Below are 20,895 nucleotides of genomic sequence, written 5' to 3' on the forward strand. Positions count from 1 at the left end.
CGGTTCTAGCAATACGTTTTTTGATGTAAGAATACCTGAGCTGAAGTTAACAGTTGTACAAGCTGATGGACAAAATGTTGAACCTGTGACAGTAGATGAATTTAGATTCGGCCCTGGTGAGACCTACGACGTAATTGTTGAGCCTAAAAATGATGCCTATACGATTTTTGCTCAAAGTATGGATCGCTCTGGTTACGCAAAAGGAACTTTATCAAGCTCGCCTAATATTGATGCGCCAGTACCTGCACTTGACCCTGTTGAATGGTTAACGATGACCGATATGATGGGCAATATGACCCACGGCGGTGAGCATTCTGCAATGGCAGGTATGGCTGGCATGTCAGGTATGAACTCTAAAGAAATGGATCATAGCGCTATGGATCACGGTCCAATGGCGATGGATCATAGCAAACATGGTATGTCTGAAAACCCATTAGCGGTTGCCAGCTCTAAAGTGCGTCATGCAAAAACGGAGTATGGAGCTTCAGTTGATATGCGCGTTGATATGCCGAGAACAAATCTTGATGATCCTGGTATTGGTTTACGTAAAAATGGTCGTCGTGTTTTAACACTTGCAGATTTACACTCACTTGAAGGGATCACTAACCAGCAAGAGCCAGAAGCTGAAATTGAGCTGCATTTAACCGGAAATATGGAACGTTATAGCTGGTCATTTGATGGCTTAGAATTTGGTAAAAGCACGCCAGTGCATATGAAGCATAACCAACGTTTAAGAGTTATTTTACAAAACGATACCATGATGACGCACCCTATGCATTTGCATGGTATGTGGAGTGATTTAGAAAACGAGCAAGGTGATGTGCAAGTGCGACGTCATACGATACCTGTTCAACCCGCACAAAGAATCAGCTTTTTAACCACCCCTCACGATGTAGGTCGCTGGGCTTGGCATTGCCATTTATTATTCCATATGGATGCCGGTATGTTTAGAGAGGTAGTCGTATCATGAAACAATTAAAACTATCTAAATCATTAGGTTTATTAATGTTAACAGGGGCTTCATTAATTAGTTTCCCTTTATTAGCGCAAAGTGAAATGGCACAAATGAATAGCGCTAAGATGCAACCACAAGGAGGAAGTGCACCTAAAGATGCAAGAGACCCCCATGCTTACTCTGCGGGAACAACTTTAACAGAAGGCCCATATGCGCTTGAGGGCAATGAGCGATTAACACTCGCTGATGAGCATCCATTTTACGCATTACTAGGCGATCGTCTTGAATATAACGAGCAAGCAAACGCAGGTGTATTTGACTTACAAGCATGGTACGGCACTACCTTTGATCGATTGGTAATTAAAACCGAGGGTGATTTCAGCGAAGGAAGTATTGAAGAAAACCAAACCGATATTTTATGGGGTCACGCCGTATCAGCATATTGGGATACTCAAGCAGGTGTTCGTCTTGATTACAATAAAGAAGGTGAAAATCGGCAATGGTTAGCTTTTGGCTTACAAGGTTTAGCCCCTTATTGGTTTGAACTTGATATGACAGCATACGTAGGTGAGCGAGGCAATACCGCATTTACGTTAGAGGCAGAGTACGAACTTTTACTCACGCAAAAGCTAATTATACAACCGCGAGCCGAAATTACACTTTATGGCAAAAACGATAAACAAAACGAACTTGGAAGTGGCCTATCAAGCAGCGCGATTGGCTTTAGGGTTCGTTATGAATTTACACGCCAGTTTGCGCCCTATATTGGCGTTGAATGGAGCAATAAATTTGGCAATACCGCCGACTATGCCACATCAAGTGGACAAAGTAGCAACAACACCGCATTTGTTGCGGGTATTAAATTTTGGTTTTAATCATTTTAAATAAGAGGTAATTATGAAGTTTTTTAATTCTGCAGTAGCCATTTTAGGTTTAGTGCTTACATTTTCCGCATCAGCGCATATATCACTCAAGCAATCAACACCTGCGCAAGAAGCCATGTTAATGAAAAGCCCAGAGCAACTTTCGTTAACTTTTGGTGGTGAAGTAAGGCTAGCAAAAGTCATCATCAAAGATGAAAAAAATAAATCAATAAACTTTGATTTCAAACCCAGCGCCACCCCAAGCACAGACTTTAATTGGTCATTACCGAGCCTAGCCCAAGGCACTTACACGGTTAAATGGACAGCACTGGGTGGTGATGGACATAAAATGACCGACACGTTTAGATTTATGGTACACAAAAGTGAATCGCATAAGATGATGCAAGAACAATCTAATACCCACAGCAAACATAATCATTAAGTAGCAACATAATGCAATTAAGTGAATGGTCAGTACTCTTATTATTATTAAAACTAGCAAGCTATATAGCAATTGTAGGGCTTGCGGGCACTTTATTAATGCGCTTTATGTGTGGCAACAGCAATGTTGCAGGGCATCAGGTAATTAGCTTTTATCAGTTCTTAAAACGTTGGCAAATTACGTGTGTAGTTACAGGTAGTATTGCTGCACTTTTACAAGTACCAATAGAAGCTGGAGCAATGGCTGAATCAGGCTTTATGGGAATGTTTGACCCCTTTATGCTTGAAATTGTTTGGCAATCAGTCATAGGTGACCAAGCAACGTTTAGAATACCAGCGCTTATTATTGCTCTAATTAGCGCATGTATGTGGAGTGTGGAATCAGATGATAACGTAGCAGGTTATAAAAACGGTGCCGTTATACTAATCATGCTTGGGTTTATCGCTTATAGCTTCACTTTCACAGGTCACAGTGCAAATGAAAATGGGTTAGTAAAAAGCATGTTAACTTTTCACCTTCTTGCAATAGCAAGTTGGGTGGGGTCACTGTGGCCACTATATAAAAGCTGTACCATATTATCTGTTCATGAAGTTAAGAAGGTAATGCACCTGTTTGGGCACTTAGCCATCATCGTTGTATTTGTGCTGCTTATTTCAGGTTTAGCGCTTTTGCTTAATTACCTGCATTCGTTATCAGCGCTGTTCACGTCAAGTTATGGGCAATTAATTTTGCTAAAACTGCTACTAGTGAGCGCGATGCTTATGATGGGGGCTTGGCACAAACTAATTTTAGTTCCGAGAATCACCCAAAAACAGCATGTAGGTACACTAAAACGTTCCATCAGTGTAGAAATGCTGATAGCTGCTTTTGTACTTATTACAACAAGCGTGTTCACCACACTTGTTGGTCCCCCAAATTAATTTAATAAAAAGAGAGCAACATGTTTAATAACTCTGCAAAAATAATCATAACATCGCTATTACTTTTTGGCGCATTGAACTCACTAGCTGTAAGCGCACACAAGAATGAGGAACATGCAAATGAGCGTGTGTTATTTGTTGGTACCGATACCCCAGCTGCGCAAGCAGTAAGTGCCTTTCACCAAGCATTAAATCAAAGTGATCAAAAAAAAGCTCGCTCATTATTAGCTGATAACGTCATTATTTTTGAAGGCGGAGGCGTTGAGCGTTCTGCCGATGAATATGCAAATCACCACATGCTAGCGGATATGAAATACCTCAGTTCGGTTAATAGCAAACTATTAGAACATCAGGTTTATATAAGTGGTGATATCGCTTACTCCATTTCGCGAAGTGAAACGATGGGCAGCTACAAAGGTAAAGCCATTAACACAACGGGTATGGAGTCAATGACTCTAAAAAAGACCCGCAATGGCTGGAAAATCACACATATTCATTGGTCAAATTAAGGAAGTAACATGCGATTAACGTACATAACAACTGCACTTTCAGTGATGTTGGCGGTGTCTATATCAGTAAAAAGTATGGAAAACCCACACAGTGTATTGCCAGTCCAAGAGGCCATAGAAAAAGATAAAACAGAGATTGAGTTGACAGTTTATAAAAGTAAAAACTGTGGGTGCTGTAAAAAATGGATTGAGCATATTAATGAAAGTGGCATTAAAACAAAAGCAATAGATGTTGCTGATATGGGGCTAATTAAAGCTCAATATCAAATAAAGCCAAATATGCGCTCATGCCATAGCGCTGTTTCAGCCGATGGGTATGTTTTTGAAGGGCACGTGCCAGCTAAATATATAAAGCAGTTTTTAGCTGAACAACACCCTCAGAAAACGATCGGGCTGACAGTTCCGGCAATGCCTGTTGGCACGCCAGGTATGGAGATGGGCAATCGTTTTCATAAATATAATATTGAAGTACTTACTCAAGATTCACAGCAACATACTTATAAGCATATCAGCAAATACGCAGTGCAGTTTTAACTCTTATGGCATAGTTATTGAGTTAGCCGTAAGTATTGATGCGATGATTAAATATATAGTGGGCTTACGCCTTATAAATTGTAAGTAATACCCCTTAGTATAAATAAAATACAAGTTGAACAACTGAAAAGGAGCCATTGTAATGTCACAGTATTTAAAATTTTTCTTAATGATAGCCACATCAACATTAGTCATGTTTGTACTAATGTATTTGAATAGTTATCAGCTAAGCCATGTGTTTTTTAGTGAAACGCGTACCTATATGGCTATTTATATGGGGGCTGCAATGGCGGTAGTTATGCTGTTGTTTATGCTAAATATGTATAAGGATAAAAAGAAAAACAGCGTAGTTTTAGGGATCAGCATTATTAGCTTTGTAGGCGCATTATTTTTAGTACGTTCGCAAATAACGGTCAACGATCAGTCTTGGATGTCAGCCATGATACCGCATCATTCAATCGCTATACTGACTAGTGATAGAGCTAATATCAAAGACAAGCGCGTCCAAGAGCTTGCAACAAATATTATTGAAGCACAGCGTCGTGAGATTAAAGAGATGCAGTGGTTACTGAACGATATAGAAAAAAATGGCCTAGCAGAAACTCAGGAACAAGCACAATCTAGAGCTGTACCGGATTTTAATGCTAAGTAAAATTTTATAAGAATACGTAAAAGGGAGCTAAACATGAGTAAATCAGCAGAGCTTTATAGAATGGCAACAGATGAGCATATTTGCCCATTTGGCTTAAAGTCAAAAGACCTTCTAGAACGCGAGGGTTATGATGTTAATGATCACTTATTATCTTCTCGTGAACAAACAGATAAATTTAAAGCAAAGCACAACGTAGAGACCACACCACAAACATTTATTGCTGATAAACGTATCGGTGGTTATGACGACTTACGTGATTACTTTGATAAGCCAAAAGCTGGACAGCAAGGTACAACTTACACCCCGGTTATTGCAATCTTCGCGGTCGCATTTTTACTAAGTTTGGCATTTAGTTTTGCAATGGGTCATGGATTAATTTCCATGAAAACCGTGGAGCTATTTGTTGCGTTAACTATGGCTGTGTTGGCAATACAAAAACTTCAAGATTTATTTAGTTTCTCAAATTCATTTATCACTTATGACTTAGTGGCGATGAAAGTAGTGAGGTATGCCTATGTTTACCCATTTTTAGAAGCGTTTGTTGGTATTGGAATGATAGCTGGGTTGCCAGCATATAGTATTGCTCCTATTTCATTATTTATTGGTGGTGTTGGTGCTGTTTCTGTTTTTAAAGCCGTATATATAGATAAGCGGGAACTCAAATGTGCATGTGTAGGCGGTGATAGTAATGTACCGTTAGGCTTTATTTCACTTACAGAAAACCTGTTTATGATCGCTGCTGGGATATGGATGCTTGCCAGGTAGAAGATAAAGTATTTAATTTAAAAATATAATGAACAGTTTATTTATGGGGGTACCTGACTCAGTCTAAAGTCTGAATTATCTCTTTGAGTCCAGCATCAATCTGTTCTGACACTTCGAAGACCTCACCAACTTCGATTGCTAATTAGCTAAAAGTGTTTTTGACGATAAATAGTTAATTGGCACTGTAAAAACTCACAGTGCCAATTAACAATTAGATTAGAAATCGTTCTTCGATTTTACATCTACAAGCTGACCATTTTTAGCTATTTTGAAATAAACTTGTTCACTATCATTTGATGCTTGGATAATATAAGTATCATCGCTCTCGTTTACGACAGTAAATGCTTCTGAAGAAATACCTTTCCAAGAATCATTTAGTTTTCCAACCTCAAAACCATAGTCTTTAAAGGCCAATTTCTTTATTGATTTAGCTGCAATACTAATAGCTTGTTGATCGCTAACGTGACCATGATCACTATGTGCTAGAACACCAGTACTCATTAATGAAATACAAACTAATGCTATTGGAATTAATCTATTCATTGTTTTCTCCTATTAAGTTTTAAGTTTATTATTTTAAGCCAATTACTTTATATTGTCCTTTTACTAAAAGCTGTATAGCTACGGGGTTATCTGAGTTGTTTTTCCAGTACCAGCCATGTGAGCCCCCAAATGGGGCGGTAAAGCTGCCCTTCATTTCGCTTAAATTGGCAATTGCATAGCTTTCGAAGTAACCGGTTGTGTCTCCTGCTGGCTCTCCGTGTAAATCAAAATGTAAAGAAGCGCCATCGGTCATCCATTCGTAGGTCATTTTTTCATATTGTTGCATCTCAAATTTATATTCAACCCCGCGATTTGCAGGGATAGTGACTTCAATTGTTTGAAACTCATCACTGCCCACTTGCAATGAATCTGATGTTTTAAGTGGTTTTTGCGCTGATGCCTGAGCTATTTTAGTAACGCCCAGTTGTTTACCGAGTCCGGTTGGATCAATGTTATATTCTGCCGGAAGGATAAATAGCACAAAGGCGATTATCGCAACTAATGAAGCGGTGATACTGGCTTTTATAAGTGTTTTTGAACTAACTGTATGTTGCATATATTTCTCTAAATTAATTAATTATATAGCCGGTTAATTGAAGGCCGACTAGCATTAAGCCGGCACTCATTAACGCACCGTTGATAAATGTTGAAAAACGATGAAATGACGGCCGTTTACGCCACACATTAATGGCAATTAAAATAACTGCGAGCGCTAAAAATTGGCCAAGCTCTACGCCAATATTAAAGGCGATTAGGTTTGTCAGTAATCCATCTTCGGGTAATTGAAACTCTTGTAACTTGGTTGCTAGACCAAAGCCATGAAACAAACCAAAAATAAGCACCGCCATTTTTGTATTTGGCTGCCAATTAAAACAACGCTTAAACCCACCTAAGTTATCAAAGCCCTTATAAATAACTGAAAAACCAATAATAGCGTCAATTAAATAGGCATTAATCTGAATATCGCCAAGCACACCTAATAGTAACGTTGTGCTGTGGCCGATGGTGAACATGGTGACATACAGCAAAACCTCTTTACTGCGATACAAAAAGAAGATAACACCGATTAAAAACAATATATGGTCGTAACCGGTGATCATGTGCTTTGCACCAATATAAATAAATGGCACAAACTGTACGCCTTGGTTTTGCTCTAAAAAAGCGCGAGTGCTGTCATCAACTCCATGGGCCAAGGTCTCAAAGCTAAGAAAAGCCAAAACAAGCACCATAATCATTATGCTAACGTTTATTATTTTAGTTGACATCATGTTGCTCCAACGTTTCACTTTCAGTCAAAATAGACTCCTTTTCATTGTGTAAAAGTCGATACAGTGCGGGGATCACAAATAATGTTAGTAAGGTCGACGAAATAATGCCGCCAATTACCACGGTTGCTAAAGGCCGCTGTACTTCTGAGCCAATCCCTGTATTAAGCGCCATAGGAATAAACCCTAATGATGCAACCAATGCAGTGGTTATAACAGGACGGAGACGTGTTAACGCTCCTTCTGTTATCGCTTGATTAATCCCTATTCCTGAGCTGCGTAATTCGCGAATGAACGATACCATCACCAAGCCGTTTAATATTGCAATGCCAGATAAAGCAATAAAACCGACCGCAGCAGATATTGAAAATGGTATATCACGTAACAGCAGTGCTGCGATTCCGCCCGTAAGCGCTAAAGGCACACCGGTAAAAATAATAGCGGCATCTTTGAGTGAATTTAACGCTAAAATAAGCAAGCCTATAATCATTAATAGTGTCACGGGTACTACAATAGTTAAACGCTCAGAGGCTGATTGTAGCTTTTGGTAGGTACCACCGTATTCAACCCAGTAGCCAGTAGGAATATCTACCTTACTTTTAACCACTTTCTGAATCTCAGCTACAAAACTTCCTAAGTCTCGCCCCCTCACATTGGTGGTTACTACAATACGACGTTTGGCATTCTCACGATTTATTTGATTTGCACCATTAGTTAGCTTGATGGTAGCTAATTCTTGCAATGGGATAGAGCTTCCACTAGGTAGGCTAATAGGTAAATAACCCAACTTTTCAACATTATTTCTCTGTGTCTCGTCTAAGCGAACAACAATATCAGAGCGAATATCGCCTTGATAATATTTACCTGCGATAGTTCCTCCTAATGCGGTAGCTAACTGTGACTGAATTTGTGCTTTGCTTATACCAAACTGACTTAGCTTTTCAGTATTGGGTATAATTTCAAGCATTGGCAACCCGCTTGTTTGCTCAACCATTAAATCGGCAATACCGTCAACATTTCCAATAGCAGATTCAATCTCTTTACCTAACGCAGCAAGTGTTTCAAAGTCATCACCAAACACTTTAATTGCCAGCTCAGCGCGTACACCTGCTAATAATTCATTAAAGCGCATTTGAATTGGCTGTAAGAATTCATATCTGTTACCTGGAATAGGCTCGACTAGTGCAGCTAACTCTTCTACTATTTGAGCTTTAGATTTATTTGGGTTTGGCCAATGATCTCGTGGTTTTAGAATAATAAAGTTATCAGCTACGCTAGGTGGTACTGCATCTGTTGCTACATCCGCGGTACCAATTTTTGCAAATACGCGTTCTACTTCAGGCATCTGCGTAATTTTTTCTTCCAAGACTTTTTGTAGCTCAATCGCTTGGCTTAAGGAAGTACCTGGAATACGAAGCGCGTGCATAGCGATATCACCTTCATCAAGATTTGGTGCAAATTCGCTCCCTAAGCGTGTTGCTTGATAACCAAAAAATGTCACAAGTAAACAAGCGATTAGTACTACTGCCCAGCGGCCTTTTAATGCTAATGCGAGTACTGGTTTATAAACACGGCTTAACCCCAGCATAATATGATTAGGTTTTTCTTTAATTGGCTTTTTAAATAATAGGGCGACCATTGCAGGCACAAATGTGATCGAAAGCGCCATTGAACAAAGCAAAGCAATCACAACCGTTAATGCCATTGGATGGAACATTTTTCCTTCAACGCCTTCAAGCGCGAAAATAGGTAAATAAACAACGGTGATGATGAATACACCGAATAAAGCGGGTCGAATAACCTCTCGTGTAGCCGTAAAAACAATGTCTAAACGTGCTTTTAAAGAAAGAGGGGTATCACCTCTCATACTTAAACGACGTAAGCAGTTTTCGACGATAATTATCGTACCATCAACCAATAGACCAAAATCTAATGCCCCTAAACTCATCAAGTTTGCACTGACTCGCGTATGTACCATACCGGTTATTGTCATCAACATTGCAAATGGGATCACTAAAGCCGTTAAAAATGCGGCTCTGAAATTCCCCAGTAATATAAATAATACAACAATAACTAAAATGGCCCCTTCGAGCAGGTTAGTTTGAACAGTATTAAGCGTTTTATCTACCAGTTTAGTTCGGTCATAGACGGCTTTTGCAACTATACCTTCGGGTAAACTGGCATTGATTTCTTTTAACTTTTCACCCACGCCTTGTGCAACTGTGCGGCTGTTTTCTCCTATTAGCATGAACACGGTACTCATCACCACTTCGCGGCCATTTTGAGTAGCAGCACCGGTACGAAGCCCCTTACCATCACTTATAGTGGCAACATCTTTAATAAACACTGCGCTACCGTTGATGGTTTTAATGGGTAAATTTGTGATTTCAGTTAAATCAGCCACCTGACCAGGGACGCGAATTAACCATTGTGCACCGCTTTTTTCAATAAATCCTGTGCCTTGGTTTTGATTGTTTTGACCAATAATATCAACAACATCTGCTGAGGTAAGATTATAAGCCAGTAGTTTTTCAGGTTTAAACGCAATGAGAATTTCTCGCTCGTAACCACCAATAGGGTTTACTTCAACAACACCTGGCACCCGCATTAATTGAGGGCGAATTGTCCAATCATGTATTGTTCGTAAATCAATGGGAGTTACCTCACTACCGTCGGGGTTTTTAGCGCCAGGTATAGCATCAACCGTAAACATAAAAATTTCACCTAACCCAGTAGCTATCGGGCCAAGCTCAGGTAAAAGGTTTATCGGTAACTCGGAACGAGCACTAGACAGCCGCTCATTAACCAACTGGCGAGCAAAGTAAACATCGGTATCATCAGAAAAAATAGCAATAACTTGCGATAAACCATAACGAGACACAGAACGTGTGTTTACAAGCCCTGGTAGCCCAGCTAATGCATTTTCGAGGGGAAAAGTAACGCGTTGTTCAACCTCTAACGGCGTATAGCCTGGCGCTTCGGTGTTGATCATAACCTGAACATTAGTTATATCAGGTACTGCATCAATAGGCAGTTTAGTAAAATTCCATAAGCCTAATCCTGCAATGGCTAATACCATGACAAGAACGAGGATATTTCGCTTTATAGCAAAGCGTAAAATCGATTCTAACATTACGCTCTCCTAGTGATCGTGTGACGCGCCAGACTTTTCAATATCGGCTTTGATGATGTAGCTATTTTCAGTAACATACTCAGTACCAGCAGGCAGTCCACCTAGTACCTCTACCCATGTTGCATCTGAACGACCCAGCTCAAGCATCCTGACTTCATATTCATCAGCGACTTTTGCATACACGACCGTAAAATCACGAAAGCTCTGTAAGCCTATTTTCTTTACCGCTAAAGGAACTTCAAAAGAAGCAGTTTCAATATCGGCTTTAACAAAACTCCCTTCCAACAAAGGCTCAGCCTGTTGTGCCAACGTAACCCACACCATTCTTGCCTGATCACTTCTAACTTTTGGCTCTATAAATGATACCTTACCAGCAGTATTCACAAGACTACCTTCTGCCTTAATGCTCACTAGAGTGCCTTGAGATACTTTGCTGTAATCGCTCGGGTAGACTGCTAATTTAACGACAGATTGACTCGCGTCTGTGATAACAAGCAGTTCTCGGTTATTCGTTTGCTCACCTGAATTAGCCATTTGTTTTGCGACAAAACCAGCAATAGGCGATTTTATCTCATAGGGGTTTAAACTTTCATTACTTTCAATCGTCATTAAAGTTTGGCCTTTATTTACTTTATCGCCAAGCTTTACATTTAAGTGTGTAATAACACCTTCAAAACGTGCAAAAACAGTGCGGTGCGCACTCGGCGGTAACCAAACCTGTCCATAAGCAGGGATCGTTTGATGAAGCTTTTGAGACCCTGCAATTGCAGTTTCAATCGCCATTGCATCTGCTACTGCGGGTTCGATTTTTGTTCGCCCCTCTAGGTTATCGTATTGCCAACGATATTTTTTTCCTTGGTAGCTCGCATTTACTGTGACAATAAAAGAGTGCGGTTCGTAAATTTCCATATCCCCACGTAAAAAGTCACTTTGGCTAATAAACTTAATATCATCAATCACATTACCTAATCGGGTTAACGTAACCGTTAATTCAACATCGTCGGGATTAATTGGGTTTTTATTATCCGTTAACCATACTCTAAACTCAGGTGGTACGCCTGTTTCGAAAATCGCTAACTCCAATGCGAAGCTTCCTTCACGAAGCATACGACCATTATGCGGCCCTTTTTCAGGCTCTGCTTGCTCTGTAGTAGGTGTTGATACTGCGCTAGCGGGTAAATGTACCCCCGCGCTGAGGCCGAGTAATACGGCAACGGTTATGGAGGGAATAAAGTTTGTCGTTTTCATAAATAATCTCATTGTTCTATCGATGCGCCAGTAAGACGCTGAATTTCTATATGCTGTAAATGTAAGCTTTCATAAGCGCTAAGTAGTTCTGATTGCGCGCTTAATTGCGCCTGACGCACGCTACTCCACTGGTTGTAATTCAATTTACCAACGTTAAATGCTTGTTTTGCTTGGGTAAGCGCGGTTTCTAGCGTGGGAATGATTTCATTTTTTGAGGTGGTAATTACATGAACAGAATGCTTAACTTCTTGAAGCAAAGCATAAAGCTGGCTATTAGCTTGTTGAGTTAAACTCTTCGCTTGCGCTGTTAATACATCTTGCTCGGCACGTAACTTAGCGACCGTTCCGGCATTGCTGCCAGATGCTCCCCACGGAATAGAAACACCGGCCACGAGCCCAAAGTCATCCGTTGATTCATAGCGACGTAAGCCTGTTGTAAATTGCCATTGTGGTTTTGCTTCAATTTGAGCTAATTCAATGTGTGATTGTGCAATACGTTTTTGACTTGCTAACTGCATCAAACGAGGCGCATTTTTAAAGCGCTCGAACTGTGACTGAAAATCTACAATTTTAGGTAACTGCAATAAGTTACCTGCAAGTGTAAAGTCAGTGCGAGGCTCTGCCCACAAGGCAGAAAGCTGATATTTTCCACTGGCTATTTCATGCTCAAGATCTTCGAGGAGTAATTCTTGATTAATTAATTCAGCCTCGGCTAAGTATTTATCAATTGATAATGACTTACCTATACGAACCCGTTCATCAATTGCATTTATAACCTCATTAGCTTGCCTTACAGCCATTTTATTGAGCTTTAGCGCCTCTTCTTTCACCAGTAGTTGAATAAATAGCTTCGCGGTCATCGCAGCTAAATCAAGTGCAAGAATTTGTTTCTCTATACGTATCTGCTCAAGTTCAGACTGGCTTGCTTTTACGCGACTATCAATTTGCTCTTGTTGCATCAGCCAAGAAAAAGTTAAGGTTGATTGCATATTTTGCAAACCACTATGCTCACCTGTCCCAAAAGCATCTTCAACCATTAAGCCTATTTGCGCTCTTTGGCCTATATTTGCTTGTTTTATCTTACCTTGCTGCGCTTTGTCTCGGTAAAAGTAGCCCTGTAGTTGCGGGTTGTTAGCAAGTGTGAATGAGATTGCTTGCTTTAGGTTTAATGTTTGATAAGTCTCAGAACTTGCAAAACATGGTAGTGCTGAGAAAGATATAAATAAGCCCACAAAAAACCGACTGGCGATCGGTTTTTTGTGGGTGAAATGACGACTGAAAAATTTCATTTTAATCCTTACTTAGTGGATGAAAAAAGTTTCTATAAGGTGATGAACACTATCGACAGTCGACAGTGTGAATAAAGCGATAGCCATAAAGCTAAACAACGTGACAATTAAAAGTGGTTTAGGCGTAGTAGGAATTGGCGTTAACAATGTTTGTATACGCTGAGTTATTTGCTCATTACTAAAATGACTCGTAAAAATATTGTCATTAGTGATACGTTGTTGTCGTTGAAATCGAGCAACATTAATAAGCGCTTGAGCCACATCTAAACCATCAAAATACTGTGTGGCACCGACATCAGCAATTTGCTCAGTTAAAGCCGTATAAGATTGCTGTAACGCCGCGCGCGTTGGCGAAGGAAAACACCAACTAAATAAACTAAACAAAGTTTTAAAAAGCGGATCTCGGGCTTTTAAATGTGCTAGTTCATGCTGTATGACTATGTGTACTGTTTTTTCATCAAGTGCTTGTAATCCGCTGGTTATATACACTTTTGGATTGAAAAAACCAACAGTAAATGCCTCTGGTACAAGGTGTTCAATAACGTGTACAGACTGGTTGGGATAATCTTTGTGAGGTTGAGTATTTGATAAAGCCAACAGACTGCTCATTGCTGAACTATGTCTATTAAGACTAAAAAATGCATGTACGCTAGCGCTTGTCATCAAACAAGCTGCTGATATAAGTAATACCGAATGCCAACTATAGACAGAGAAAACCTCTAGGTGATGCCAGTGAGCAACCCCTTGCAACCAATTAGACATTTGGTTTTGATGTGCCTGCCAAAATACAGCTGCACACAATAAGGAGATCCACCAAGGGCTGCTAATAGTTAACCAAAGCATGAACTTACGCTCGGTAAACTGGAAAATAGTAATTTTTTTACAAAGCGAGGTGTGGAAGAAGGAAATCAATATGATCACACAAATAAAAGCGGTCACCGCTGCGCTCGCTAGATTTAAAAACACGGCCCAATTTCCAACAATCATGTTTACACTTTTCCGCTTCGTAGTTTTCGCTGTTGCTCTATAAGCTTTTCGAGCTCATCTAATTGTGTATCATTAAAATTAGTCGAAGTAGAAGAAAATGCAGCAATTAAACTGTTTTCACCCTCTTCAACAAAGTCAGCTGTAATATCATTTATTAAAGTAGCTATAAGCGAGTTACGATCAACTTTAGTTCGGTAATTATAAGCATGACCCTGCTTAGTTCTGCTAAGAAGGCCTTTTTTATAAAGTCTTTCAAGGGTGCTTTGAATAGTATTGAGAGTGCAGCCACGTGTTTTACCTAAACGACTGTGCACATGCTTTGCATCCGCTTCTTTAGAAGACCACAAATATTGAAGTACTAGTTTTTCTAATTCGCCTAACTGCATAATCAAATATCTCTTAACAACATAGCCATATCATGGCAAAATAAAAACCGATAGGCAATCGGTTTTTATTTTTTTATTTAAAAAGGAAAGTAATACATGGGTTGGATAATTTTTAAATACTTAGTGACAGCAGCAATTGTTGTAGCGGTTTCAGAGGTCGCAAAGCGCAGTGATAAACTCGGAGCACTAATTGTAGCACTTCCATTAGTGACTATTTTAGCAATGATTTGGTTGTACGTTGAAAAACAACCAACGGAGAAAATTGCGAACCATGCTTGGTATACCTTTTGGTATGTCGTGCCTACCTTACCGATGTTTTTAATATTTCCATCATTACTGCACCGATTTGGTTTTTGGCCATCACTCGGCCTTAGCGCCTTAATAACTTGTTTTCTCTTTGGAGTGTTTGCATTCGTTGTTAGCAAATTTGGAATAAATTTAATACCCTAAAAGGTTGTTCCTGAAATTAATAATATAGTGAAATAAAGGATGTAGATGGGGCAATAATTTCGATACTTATCCCTAAAAAATTTTCCATTACTTAGCAGAGTCAAATAAAAGCTAGCCTTATTTATGTACTAAGAGTGATAATATAAACAGAATATGGCTCATTTTATGGAACTATAAAAATGCTTCTATAACTCTAGTTCTAAGTGATTTAATTTGTATACTGCTCAATGAACAACCTGAAAGCAGCTCATCATAAGCTATACCGAGCTCTGGAGTCAGGCCCCCTAGAACGAGTTTATCAAGGTTTTCTTTTAACTTATTATCCCTGTTTATTTTTGGCGATGTTAAAGGTCTAAATATATCTTCTCTCACCAAAATTGTGTCACATTCCATATCAACATAAGAACAACTATCTGGTATATCAATATTAATGCGCTCAGCAAACTCAACTAAGCTTGTTTCTGCAAATGTGAATAACCAGGCGAATTCAATTTTGTCCTTGCCTGACCTAAGAATGCGCCCTAGTACTTGCCTAAAATACAATTCGGTTTTTATAGAGCTTAAATGACAACATACTTGTAGCCTAGGTATGTCGGTCCCTTCACTGATCATACCAACACTAACAATCCACTGTTCTGTAGATGACTTAAATGAATTGATCTTCTCTGTTGAATTATCGTGTAAGTAAGTAACTATGGTTGATGTTTGATTGAATTCATCAATTAATAGACTGTTTATCATTTCAGCGTGCTTAACTGAAGACGCGACCACTAGACCGCCAGCAGTCGGGTTTGAAGCTCTTATCTCCGACAATTTTAATACGGCTAACTTCAATAAATATTTAAGTGCAGGGTCATTATTAAGCACCTCTTGGTACGTTGAGTGAGTTTGCCTAACAAATTCAGCTATAGACCCATATGTTTCGTGACCATCCGAAATATTATTGCTATCAACTAAAACTATTTTTGGCTCTCTACACACATTATCTCTAATGGCCTGACTCAAGCTGTATTGATAATCGCATATCAACTCACCTTCTGGGTCAGAATAGTTCACTAAAGCAATAGGAAGAGCGTCTGAGCGCCAAGGAGTGCCTGATAGCGCAAGTGTATACGTTGCAATATCCTGTAAATGAAAAACAACTCTCTCACCCCACGTATTGATTTTAGATTTATCTTGCGAGAACGAGCAATGGTGTATTTCATCAAAAATAAAAAATGTACGGTATTTGCTTAGACCATCCCAGGTACTTTGAGGAATGGAGCATAAACTTTGATAAGTCATCGAGGCACCTACAGCGGTAAATGAGCCATCAAATGAACACCCAATTATTTTTCCAAATGTTCTTTTGATATTATTAGCCACTTCAACCGATGGTGAAAAGCAGATCACTCTGTCAATCATTCCTTTATCAAATAACGTTTTGGCCAATGATGCTGCCATTATTGTTTTACCAGCACCAGGAGTGGCCTGACATAAAAAGTGCTTATCACTAACAGTGTATTTCTTTACTGCTAACTCAACACATTCTTTTTGCCAACTTCTCAGCATCGCGAAGCACCATTGTTCAAAGAAGCCAATATAGTGGTTAAAGCATTAACTTTTCCTAATAACTTAGCTGAATTATTTTTAGCATCGTCTAATGCAGAATAGAACAAGCTAAGGTGCTCAGGGAATCGCTTTTGTAGGGCTTTATATTCATCAACTTCCCCTAACAAAATCGCAAGCTCAGCCTCAAACTGTTTCTTTTCATTCAATAAAGTCTCAACAAGCGGTGATGCTTGATTATCAGTATGACTGTTAATTGCTTTTTCTTGTTGAATTAAAGCCTGTTTCGCTACAAACGTAGCGTTATTAAACAGCCCAGTTTTAAAATATTTTTTATGGCGGCCACTTCCTTTTGAAGTTAAGAGATCCTTCCGCTCAAGAGTTGTCGTTTGCCTATAAATGAATTTACGTGCCTCATCTATATCTTGATATTTATCAGTTACGGTTAATAACTCATCCCTGAGCTCGACAATTGTAAAACCATTGCACTCTTTTTCGATCAAAAGAGAATAAATGTGGTGGTTTAATTTAATAACTTGGGGCATTTCTTATACTACAACAATTAAGAAAACTTAGGGTTGCTAAGTATATAGAACAATGCAAAACTTAGAAATACTAAGTTTTATATTTGAGAGCATTTTTAAGAACACACCCACAAAACAAACTTAGGATTCCTAAGTGTACAAACCATTGTAAAACTTAGACAATCTATGCAATTAGAGACTGAAAAATGATATTTCTGTGTTCCAAAATCCAATTCCAATTAGACTCAAACAAGCCCGCGCTAAGTCAGGTATTACTCAAAAGCAGCTGGGGATACTTATCGGTATGGATGAAAATTCAGCGAGTGGTCGCATGAACCACTATGAAAAAGGCCGCCACATTCCAGATTTAGCTACCCTAAAAAAGATCGCTGATGAACTAAATGTTCCATTGAATTATTTTTTCTGTGAAGATGAGACAACAGCAGAGCTAGTAATCGAAATCTCGAAATTAGATATAGAGAAGAAGCTTAAATTAATCAAAGAACTTAAAGACTCATCTAATTAGTTGAGCCTATATTAAAAAAGTAAATTGTCGTATACAATTAAATAAAAAATAGCCATAAAACAATGGAACTTGGACAATACTACACACCTAAAACTTTTAGTACTCTATTGATAGAGAACATGCTTTCAACTAAAGCTGATTATGTTTTAGACATAGGCTGTGGACAAGCTAGTTTATTAGAGGCAGCAAGAGGAAGATGGAAAAAAGCCAAACTTATTGGGTACGATATCGACCCAACTAACTATAATTTACAAGGTGAAAATTTACACATTGGCTTTGGGGATGGCTTAGACCCTGATTTATCAAATAAAATATTAGACAACTTTGGTTATATTGATATATCAGTAGCGAATCCTCCGTGTACCAGTAAATAAAAACATAATACGTTCAAAAAAGGCTCTAGAGGCCTTCTATTATTTCTTTCTTTCGATTTAAGTCTTACTTCACATCGCCGATTTATTTCAAGTAAGACTTCAATATCAAAATTAACTCCTCACTTTCATTTGCTCTCTCTTCATTACTTAAATTCGCCAGACCAATATGATGTCTTATGTGATCTTCCAGTATCTTGTTCATTAGTCCGTTAACAGCTCCCTTAATCGCAGCTACTTGCTGCAATACAACAATACAGTCAGGTTCTTGTTCCAATGCTTTTTCTAGTGCGTTAGTCTGGCCACGAATCTTTTTTATCCTAGTCAGCAATGCCTTTTTATTTTTTTCGATATGAGCCATACAATCCTCAATTGTTCAAAGTAGTATACTAGGGTATAGTATAGCAAAATTAATAAATAATTAAGAGAGTAAAATGCGCGAGCAAGCAGTCGAAAAATGGGGTCATACTCATCATTTTGCAATTGACACTGCACAATCTGAAAAGAAAGTGACAATCGTATTTGCAATCACTACTTTGACTATGGTGATAGAGATAGTTGCAGGAACTTGGTTTGGTTCAATGGCACTATTGGCTGATGGTTGGCACATGTTTACTCACTCGGCCGCTTTTGCTGTTTCAATTTTCGTATATTGGTATTCAAAAAAGCATCGAAGTAATAGGGAATATTCTTTTGGCGTTGGTAAGGTCAATACCCTAGGTGGATTTGCCAGTGCCGTTGCGCTCGGAACTGTTGCATTAATGATGATAGTAGAGTCTGTAAGTCGACTTTTTTCACCACAAGCAATACGCTTCGATGAAGCTATCGGTGTAGCGATAATTGGACTGATAGTCAATGTCGTATCGGCCGTTCTGCTTCATGACAATCACCACCATCATGGGCAAGAGCACCATAAACACACTGATGAAGATCATAGTCATGACCATCACGATCACAATTTAAAAGCGGCTTACTTTCATGTACTTGCCGACACTCTGACATCTGTGTTTGCTATTGTTGCCCTTGTCTCAGGTAAGTATTTTAACTGGTTATGGGCAGATGCTCTTATGGGAATCGTAGGCGCAATTATAATTACCAAATGGGCCTATAAATTGTTGACTGACAGTAGCAACATATTACTTGATAAAGCTGCAAGTGAGCCGATAGCTAACAAGATTGTATCGTGTACAGAAGAAGATGGCGTGTCCGTGGTAACCGATTTACATTTATGGAAGCTTTCGAGTAAACACCTTAGTGCAATTGTTTCTGTTGCAACACCTTTAGAAAAAACTCCTGATGATTTTAAAGATATTATTCGTCGTCATATTGACCTCTCCCACTTAACTATCGAAGTTAATAAAATCTAAGCCGAATTCGGCAGTCGAACTTACTTTTTTGTTTTAGGAATTATCGTTTATGAGTATTTTTGCATTAATTCTTATCGCGTTTGCTATGTCTAGTGATGCTTTTGCCGCTTCGATTAGTAAAGGATCAAAACTTAAAAGCCCACGTATTTTAAATGCACTGAAAATGGGGCTAATATTTGGTGTCATTGAGGGGATTACTCCTATCATAGGTTGGGTGATAGGTTCGGCAGGTTCTTATTACGTTCAGGAAATAGATCATTGGATAGCATTTATCCTTTTGTTTTCGCTGGGCTTGCATATGTTATATGTGAGTTTCCAAGCTGAAGAAACAGAAATATCTCTTAGTCCCTCAAGTAAAAAACGAGCGCTAGCTGCCACAATATTAACTGCGTTGGGCACTAGTATTGACGCAATGACAGTGGGCGTTACGTTTGCATTTTTAGACGTAAACATTGTTATAGCAGCCGTATTGATTGGTCTTGCAACCGCTCTAATGGTAACTATTGGTTCTTTATTAGGAACGTGGTTGGGTGCCTTAGTCGGGAAAAGAGCTGAAGCGTTTGGAGGCATTATCCTAATAATTATAGGTTCATGGACTTTGTATTCGCATCTGAGCGTTTAGTTGAGCTTATGACGCATTGGTTGTATTCGCAACTTGCATCGGCAATGCTCTTACAACCAAATCGTGTGATAATTAGACCGACATTTTCCCTTGGTAATCACATTAATCCACATAAAGCTAAGAGAAGATTAGAATTCCAGTCTAGGTTCGACGGACACTTTTAAACTAGTCATAGCCTTGAAGGTAGTTGACTGTCTCATGAAGTATTCAAACCAATAAAATGAAAAAACCTGACAGTCAGCTTTCTGCTATGACCGATTCACGCCCTGAGCCGAACTTCGGCAAAGAGCGATAACCGGACTGTCGGGTCAACTCGTTTTTGGACAAAAATGAGTTAGAGACTGAGGTCGGTTTTGTGCCCAGACTGTGTGAAAACTCTGATCACCTTTTGGTCTAAGTATCTGCTGCTTATGATCGATTAATCTATACATTTAGTTCACTTAATATACTGATATTTATATAATAAGACTATTGATTCAGTCGAGGGTTGAGGCAATATGTCAAAGTTTATAAGCGGTGAAGATCGTAACCAATCAACGTTATTTCCAGAATCGTTGGAAGACTACGTCAGTGAAGATAATACGGTCAGAGTAATTGATGTTTTCATTGAGGAACTAAATCTAGCTGAATTGGGGTTTAAAGGATTAACCTTAAAGTCCACAGGCCGCCCTAAGTATCATCCAGCCACACTATTAAAGCTTTATCTTTATGGTTACCTCAACCGTATTCAATCATCCCGCCGATTAGAAACCGAATGCCAACGCAATATTGAACTGATGTGGCTACTTGGTAAGTTGGCACCCGACTTTAAAACGATTGCTGATTTTAGAAAAGACAACGGAGGCGGTATAAAAAATGTATGCAAAACGTTTGTTGAAGTCTGTCGTCGTCTGAATATGTTTGAGAAACCCGTTGTTGCCATCGATGGTAGTAAGTTTAAAGCTAGCAACAACAAAGGCAATAATTTTACGCCAAGCAAAGTTAAATTTCACATCG

The 20,895-nt window shown here is 39.0% G+C and carries 25 protein-coding genes; 14 read left to right on the forward strand and 11 right to left on the reverse strand.

Going from position 1 to position 20,895, the window contains the following annotated elements; genetic code table 11:
- The 8 genes from CWC30_RS08100 to CWC30_RS08135 form a co-directional block, all read left to right on the forward strand.
- A partial coding sequence (locus CWC30_RS08100) for a multicopper oxidase domain-containing protein (protein ID WP_171034700.1) occupies positions 1-970 on the forward strand: 970 nt, incomplete at its 5' end.
- Positions 967-1,830: a copper resistance protein B gene (locus CWC30_RS08105; RefSeq protein WP_010554095.1), complete on the forward strand. Its 864-nt coding sequence runs from the start codon at positions 967-969 to the stop codon at positions 1,828-1,830. The genes CWC30_RS08100 and CWC30_RS08105, both read left to right, overlap by 4 nt.
- A 22-nt stretch (positions 1,831-1,852) precedes the next feature.
- Positions 1,853-2,260, forward strand: a complete 408-nt coding sequence (locus CWC30_RS08110) for a copper resistance CopC family protein (protein ID WP_008109924.1) — start codon at positions 1,853-1,855, stop codon at positions 2,258-2,260.
- A gap of 11 nt (positions 2,261-2,271) precedes the next feature.
- A complete protein-coding gene (locus CWC30_RS08115) occupies positions 2,272-3,180 on the forward strand; it encodes a CopD family protein (RefSeq protein WP_138626832.1) in 909 nt (302 codons plus the stop codon).
- A 20-nt stretch (positions 3,181-3,200) separates the two neighbouring features.
- Entirely contained in the window at positions 3,201-3,689 is a 489-nt protein-coding gene (locus CWC30_RS08120; RefSeq protein WP_002963268.1) for a YybH family protein, read from the forward strand.
- 9 nt (positions 3,690-3,698) lie between these two features.
- Positions 3,699-4,223 (forward strand): DUF411 domain-containing protein, encoded by a 525-nt coding sequence (locus CWC30_RS08125; RefSeq protein ID WP_016900197.1) that lies wholly within the window; start codon positions 3,699-3,701, stop codon positions 4,221-4,223.
- Between the two features lie 142 nt (positions 4,224-4,365).
- Positions 4,366-4,875, forward strand: coding sequence for a DUF305 domain-containing protein (locus tag CWC30_RS08130; protein WP_016900198.1), 510 nt, complete (start codon positions 4,366-4,368; stop codon positions 4,873-4,875).
- 33 nt (positions 4,876-4,908) lie between these two features.
- Complete coding sequence (locus tag CWC30_RS08135; protein ID WP_016900199.1) at positions 4,909-5,640, forward strand: MauE/DoxX family redox-associated membrane protein; 732 nt, start codon at positions 4,909-4,911, stop codon at positions 5,638-5,640.
- A 216-nt stretch (positions 5,641-5,856) separates the two neighbouring features.
- On the opposite strand, the gene CWC30_RS08140 is transcribed toward CWC30_RS08135, so the two are convergent.
- Genes CWC30_RS08140 through CWC30_RS08175 form a run of 8 tightly spaced genes read right to left on the reverse strand, consistent with a single transcriptional unit; the run spans position 5,857 to position 14,491 of the window.
- A complete protein-coding gene (locus CWC30_RS08140) occupies positions 5,857-6,183 on the reverse strand; it encodes a DUF6488 family protein (RefSeq protein ID WP_016900200.1) in 327 nt (108 codons plus the stop codon).
- 28 nt (positions 6,184-6,211) lie between these two features.
- Entirely contained in the window at positions 6,212-6,739 is a 528-nt protein-coding gene (locus CWC30_RS08145) for a hypothetical protein (RefSeq protein WP_016900201.1), read from the reverse strand.
- A gap of 13 nt (positions 6,740-6,752) precedes the next feature.
- Entirely contained in the window at positions 6,753-7,448 is a 696-nt protein-coding gene (locus CWC30_RS08150) for a HupE/UreJ family protein (protein WP_008467202.1), read from the reverse strand.
- Positions 7,438-10,581, reverse strand: coding sequence for an efflux RND transporter permease subunit (locus CWC30_RS08155; protein ID WP_016900202.1), 3,144 nt, complete (start codon positions 10,579-10,581; stop codon positions 7,438-7,440). Before CWC30_RS08155 ends, CWC30_RS08150 begins: the two co-directional genes overlap by 11 nt.
- A gap of 9 nt (positions 10,582-10,590) precedes the next feature.
- Positions 10,591-11,829 (reverse strand): efflux RND transporter periplasmic adaptor subunit, encoded by a 1,239-nt coding sequence (locus tag CWC30_RS08160; protein WP_029609994.1) that lies wholly within the window; start codon positions 11,827-11,829, stop codon positions 10,591-10,593.
- An 8-nt stretch (positions 11,830-11,837) separates the two neighbouring features.
- Positions 11,838-13,118, reverse strand: a complete 1,281-nt coding sequence (locus CWC30_RS08165; RefSeq protein WP_016900204.1) for a TolC family protein — start codon at positions 13,116-13,118, stop codon at positions 11,838-11,840.
- Positions 13,119-13,130: 12 nt separating this feature from the next.
- Complete coding sequence (locus tag CWC30_RS08170; protein ID WP_016900205.1) at positions 13,131-14,105, reverse strand: M56 family metallopeptidase; 975 nt, start codon at positions 14,103-14,105, stop codon at positions 13,131-13,133.
- A 2-nt stretch (positions 14,106-14,107) separates the two neighbouring features.
- Positions 14,108-14,491 (reverse strand): BlaI/MecI/CopY family transcriptional regulator, encoded by a 384-nt coding sequence (locus CWC30_RS08175; RefSeq protein WP_008467191.1) that lies wholly within the window; start codon positions 14,489-14,491, stop codon positions 14,108-14,110.
- A gap of 96 nt (positions 14,492-14,587) precedes the next feature.
- On the opposite strand from CWC30_RS08175, the gene CWC30_RS08180 reads away from it, so the two are divergent.
- A complete protein-coding gene (locus tag CWC30_RS08180) occupies positions 14,588-14,941 on the forward strand; it encodes a DUF3147 family protein (RefSeq protein WP_016900206.1) in 354 nt (117 codons plus the stop codon).
- 171 nt (positions 14,942-15,112) lie between these two features.
- On the opposite strand, the gene CWC30_RS08185 is transcribed toward CWC30_RS08180, so the two are convergent.
- Positions 15,113-16,492 (reverse strand): DEAD/DEAH box helicase, encoded by a 1,380-nt coding sequence (locus tag CWC30_RS08185; protein ID WP_036954709.1) that lies wholly within the window; start codon positions 16,490-16,492, stop codon positions 15,113-15,115.
- Positions 16,486-17,034, reverse strand: coding sequence for a VspR family transcription factor (locus CWC30_RS08190; protein ID WP_016898896.1), 549 nt, complete (start codon positions 17,032-17,034; stop codon positions 16,486-16,488). Before CWC30_RS08190 ends, CWC30_RS08185 begins: the two co-directional genes overlap by 7 nt.
- A 196-nt stretch (positions 17,035-17,230) precedes the next feature.
- On the opposite strand from CWC30_RS08190, the gene CWC30_RS08195 reads away from it, so the two are divergent.
- Both CWC30_RS08195 and CWC30_RS08200 read left to right on the forward strand, forming a co-directional pair.
- A complete protein-coding gene (locus CWC30_RS08195) occupies positions 17,231-17,539 on the forward strand; it encodes a helix-turn-helix domain-containing protein (RefSeq protein WP_016898897.1) in 309 nt (102 codons plus the stop codon).
- 62 nt (positions 17,540-17,601) lie between these two features.
- On the forward strand, positions 17,602-17,913 hold the full coding sequence (locus tag CWC30_RS08200; protein ID WP_016898898.1) for an N-6 DNA methylase: 312 nt from the start codon (positions 17,602-17,604) through the stop codon (positions 17,911-17,913).
- 82 nt (positions 17,914-17,995) lie between these two features.
- Here the strand turns inward: CWC30_RS08200 and CWC30_RS08205 are convergent, their stop codons facing one another.
- Positions 17,996-18,271: a metal/formaldehyde-sensitive transcriptional repressor gene (locus CWC30_RS08205; RefSeq protein WP_016899626.1), complete on the reverse strand. Its 276-nt coding sequence runs from the start codon at positions 18,269-18,271 to the stop codon at positions 17,996-17,998.
- A gap of 73 nt (positions 18,272-18,344) precedes the next feature.
- Between CWC30_RS08205 and dmeF the strand changes: the two genes are divergently transcribed.
- The 3 genes from dmeF to CWC30_RS08220 all read left to right on the forward strand — a co-directional run.
- The gene (gene dmeF, locus CWC30_RS08210; protein ID WP_016899627.1) at positions 18,345-19,277 is read left to right on the forward strand and encodes a CDF family Co(II)/Ni(II) efflux transporter DmeF; all 933 of its coding nucleotides are present in this window, start codon (positions 18,345-18,347) and stop codon (positions 19,275-19,277) included.
- Positions 19,278-19,326: 49 nt separating this feature from the next.
- Positions 19,327-19,899 carry a manganese efflux pump MntP gene (locus tag CWC30_RS08215; RefSeq protein ID WP_016899628.1) on the forward strand — a complete coding sequence of 191 codons (573 nt, stop codon included), beginning with the start codon at positions 19,327-19,329 and terminating at the stop codon, positions 19,897-19,899.
- A 497-nt stretch (positions 19,900-20,396) separates the two neighbouring features.
- Positions 20,397-20,895 (forward strand): transposase (locus tag CWC30_RS08220; RefSeq protein ID WP_138626833.1); only part of this gene is annotated, 499 nt, incomplete at its 3' end.

Source organism: Pseudoalteromonas sp. S4741, from assembly GCF_005886135.1.
Taxonomy (GTDB): Bacteria; Pseudomonadota; Gammaproteobacteria; order Enterobacterales; family Alteromonadaceae; genus Pseudoalteromonas; species Pseudoalteromonas tetraodonis.

Excerpts from the sequence above, each read along its gene's own strand:
- CWC30_RS08165 (WP_016900204.1), bottom strand. The coding sequence starts at position 13,118 with ATGAAATTTTTCAGTCGTCATTTCACCCACAAAAAACCGATCGCCAGT.
- CWC30_RS08105 (WP_010554095.1), top strand. The coding sequence starts at position 967 with ATGAAACAATTAAAACTATCTAAATCATTAGGTTTATTAATGTTAACA.
- CWC30_RS08200 (WP_016898898.1), top strand. The coding sequence starts at position 17,602 with ATGGAACTTGGACAATACTACACACCTAAAACTTTTAGTACTCTATTG.
- CWC30_RS08130 (WP_016900198.1), top strand. The coding sequence starts at position 4,366 with ATGTCACAGTATTTAAAATTTTTCTTAATGATAGCCACATCAACATTA.
- CWC30_RS08190 (WP_016898896.1), bottom strand. The coding sequence starts at position 17,034 with ATGCCCCAAGTTATTAAATTAAACCACCACATTTATTCTCTTTTGATC.
- CWC30_RS08115 (WP_138626832.1), top strand. The coding sequence starts at position 2,272 with ATGCAATTAAGTGAATGGTCAGTACTCTTATTATTATTAAAACTAGCA.
- CWC30_RS08175 (WP_008467191.1), bottom strand. The coding sequence starts at position 14,491 with ATGCAGTTAGGCGAATTAGAAAAACTAGTACTTCAATATTTGTGGTCT.
- dmeF (WP_016899627.1), top strand. The coding sequence starts at position 18,345 with ATGCGCGAGCAAGCAGTCGAAAAATGGGGTCATACTCATCATTTTGCA.
- CWC30_RS08180 (WP_016900206.1), top strand. The coding sequence starts at position 14,588 with ATGGGTTGGATAATTTTTAAATACTTAGTGACAGCAGCAATTGTTGTA.
- CWC30_RS08140 (WP_016900200.1), bottom strand. The coding sequence starts at position 6,183 with ATGAATAGATTAATTCCAATAGCATTAGTTTGTATTTCATTAATGAGT.
- CWC30_RS08215 (WP_016899628.1), top strand. The coding sequence starts at position 19,327 with ATGAGTATTTTTGCATTAATTCTTATCGCGTTTGCTATGTCTAGTGAT.
- CWC30_RS08205 (WP_016899626.1), bottom strand. The coding sequence starts at position 18,271 with ATGGCTCATATCGAAAAAAATAAAAAGGCATTGCTGACTAGGATAAAA.
- CWC30_RS08135 (WP_016900199.1), top strand. The coding sequence starts at position 4,909 with ATGAGTAAATCAGCAGAGCTTTATAGAATGGCAACAGATGAGCATATT.
- CWC30_RS08155 (WP_016900202.1), bottom strand. The coding sequence starts at position 10,581 with ATGTTAGAATCGATTTTACGCTTTGCTATAAAGCGAAATATCCTCGTT.
- CWC30_RS08160 (WP_029609994.1), bottom strand. The coding sequence starts at position 11,829 with ATGAAAACGACAAACTTTATTCCCTCCATAACCGTTGCCGTATTACTC.
- CWC30_RS08170 (WP_016900205.1), bottom strand. The coding sequence starts at position 14,105 with ATGATTGTTGGAAATTGGGCCGTGTTTTTAAATCTAGCGAGCGCAGCG.
- CWC30_RS08125 (WP_016900197.1), top strand. The coding sequence starts at position 3,699 with ATGCGATTAACGTACATAACAACTGCACTTTCAGTGATGTTGGCGGTG.
- CWC30_RS08120 (WP_002963268.1), top strand. The coding sequence starts at position 3,201 with ATGTTTAATAACTCTGCAAAAATAATCATAACATCGCTATTACTTTTT.
- CWC30_RS08110 (WP_008109924.1), top strand. The coding sequence starts at position 1,853 with ATGAAGTTTTTTAATTCTGCAGTAGCCATTTTAGGTTTAGTGCTTACA.
- CWC30_RS08145 (WP_016900201.1), bottom strand. The coding sequence starts at position 6,739 with ATGCAACATACAGTTAGTTCAAAAACACTTATAAAAGCCAGTATCACC.
- CWC30_RS08185 (WP_036954709.1), bottom strand. The coding sequence starts at position 16,492 with ATGCTGAGAAGTTGGCAAAAAGAATGTGTTGAGTTAGCAGTAAAGAAA.
- CWC30_RS08150 (WP_008467202.1), bottom strand. The coding sequence starts at position 7,448 with ATGTCAACTAAAATAATAAACGTTAGCATAATGATTATGGTGCTTGTT.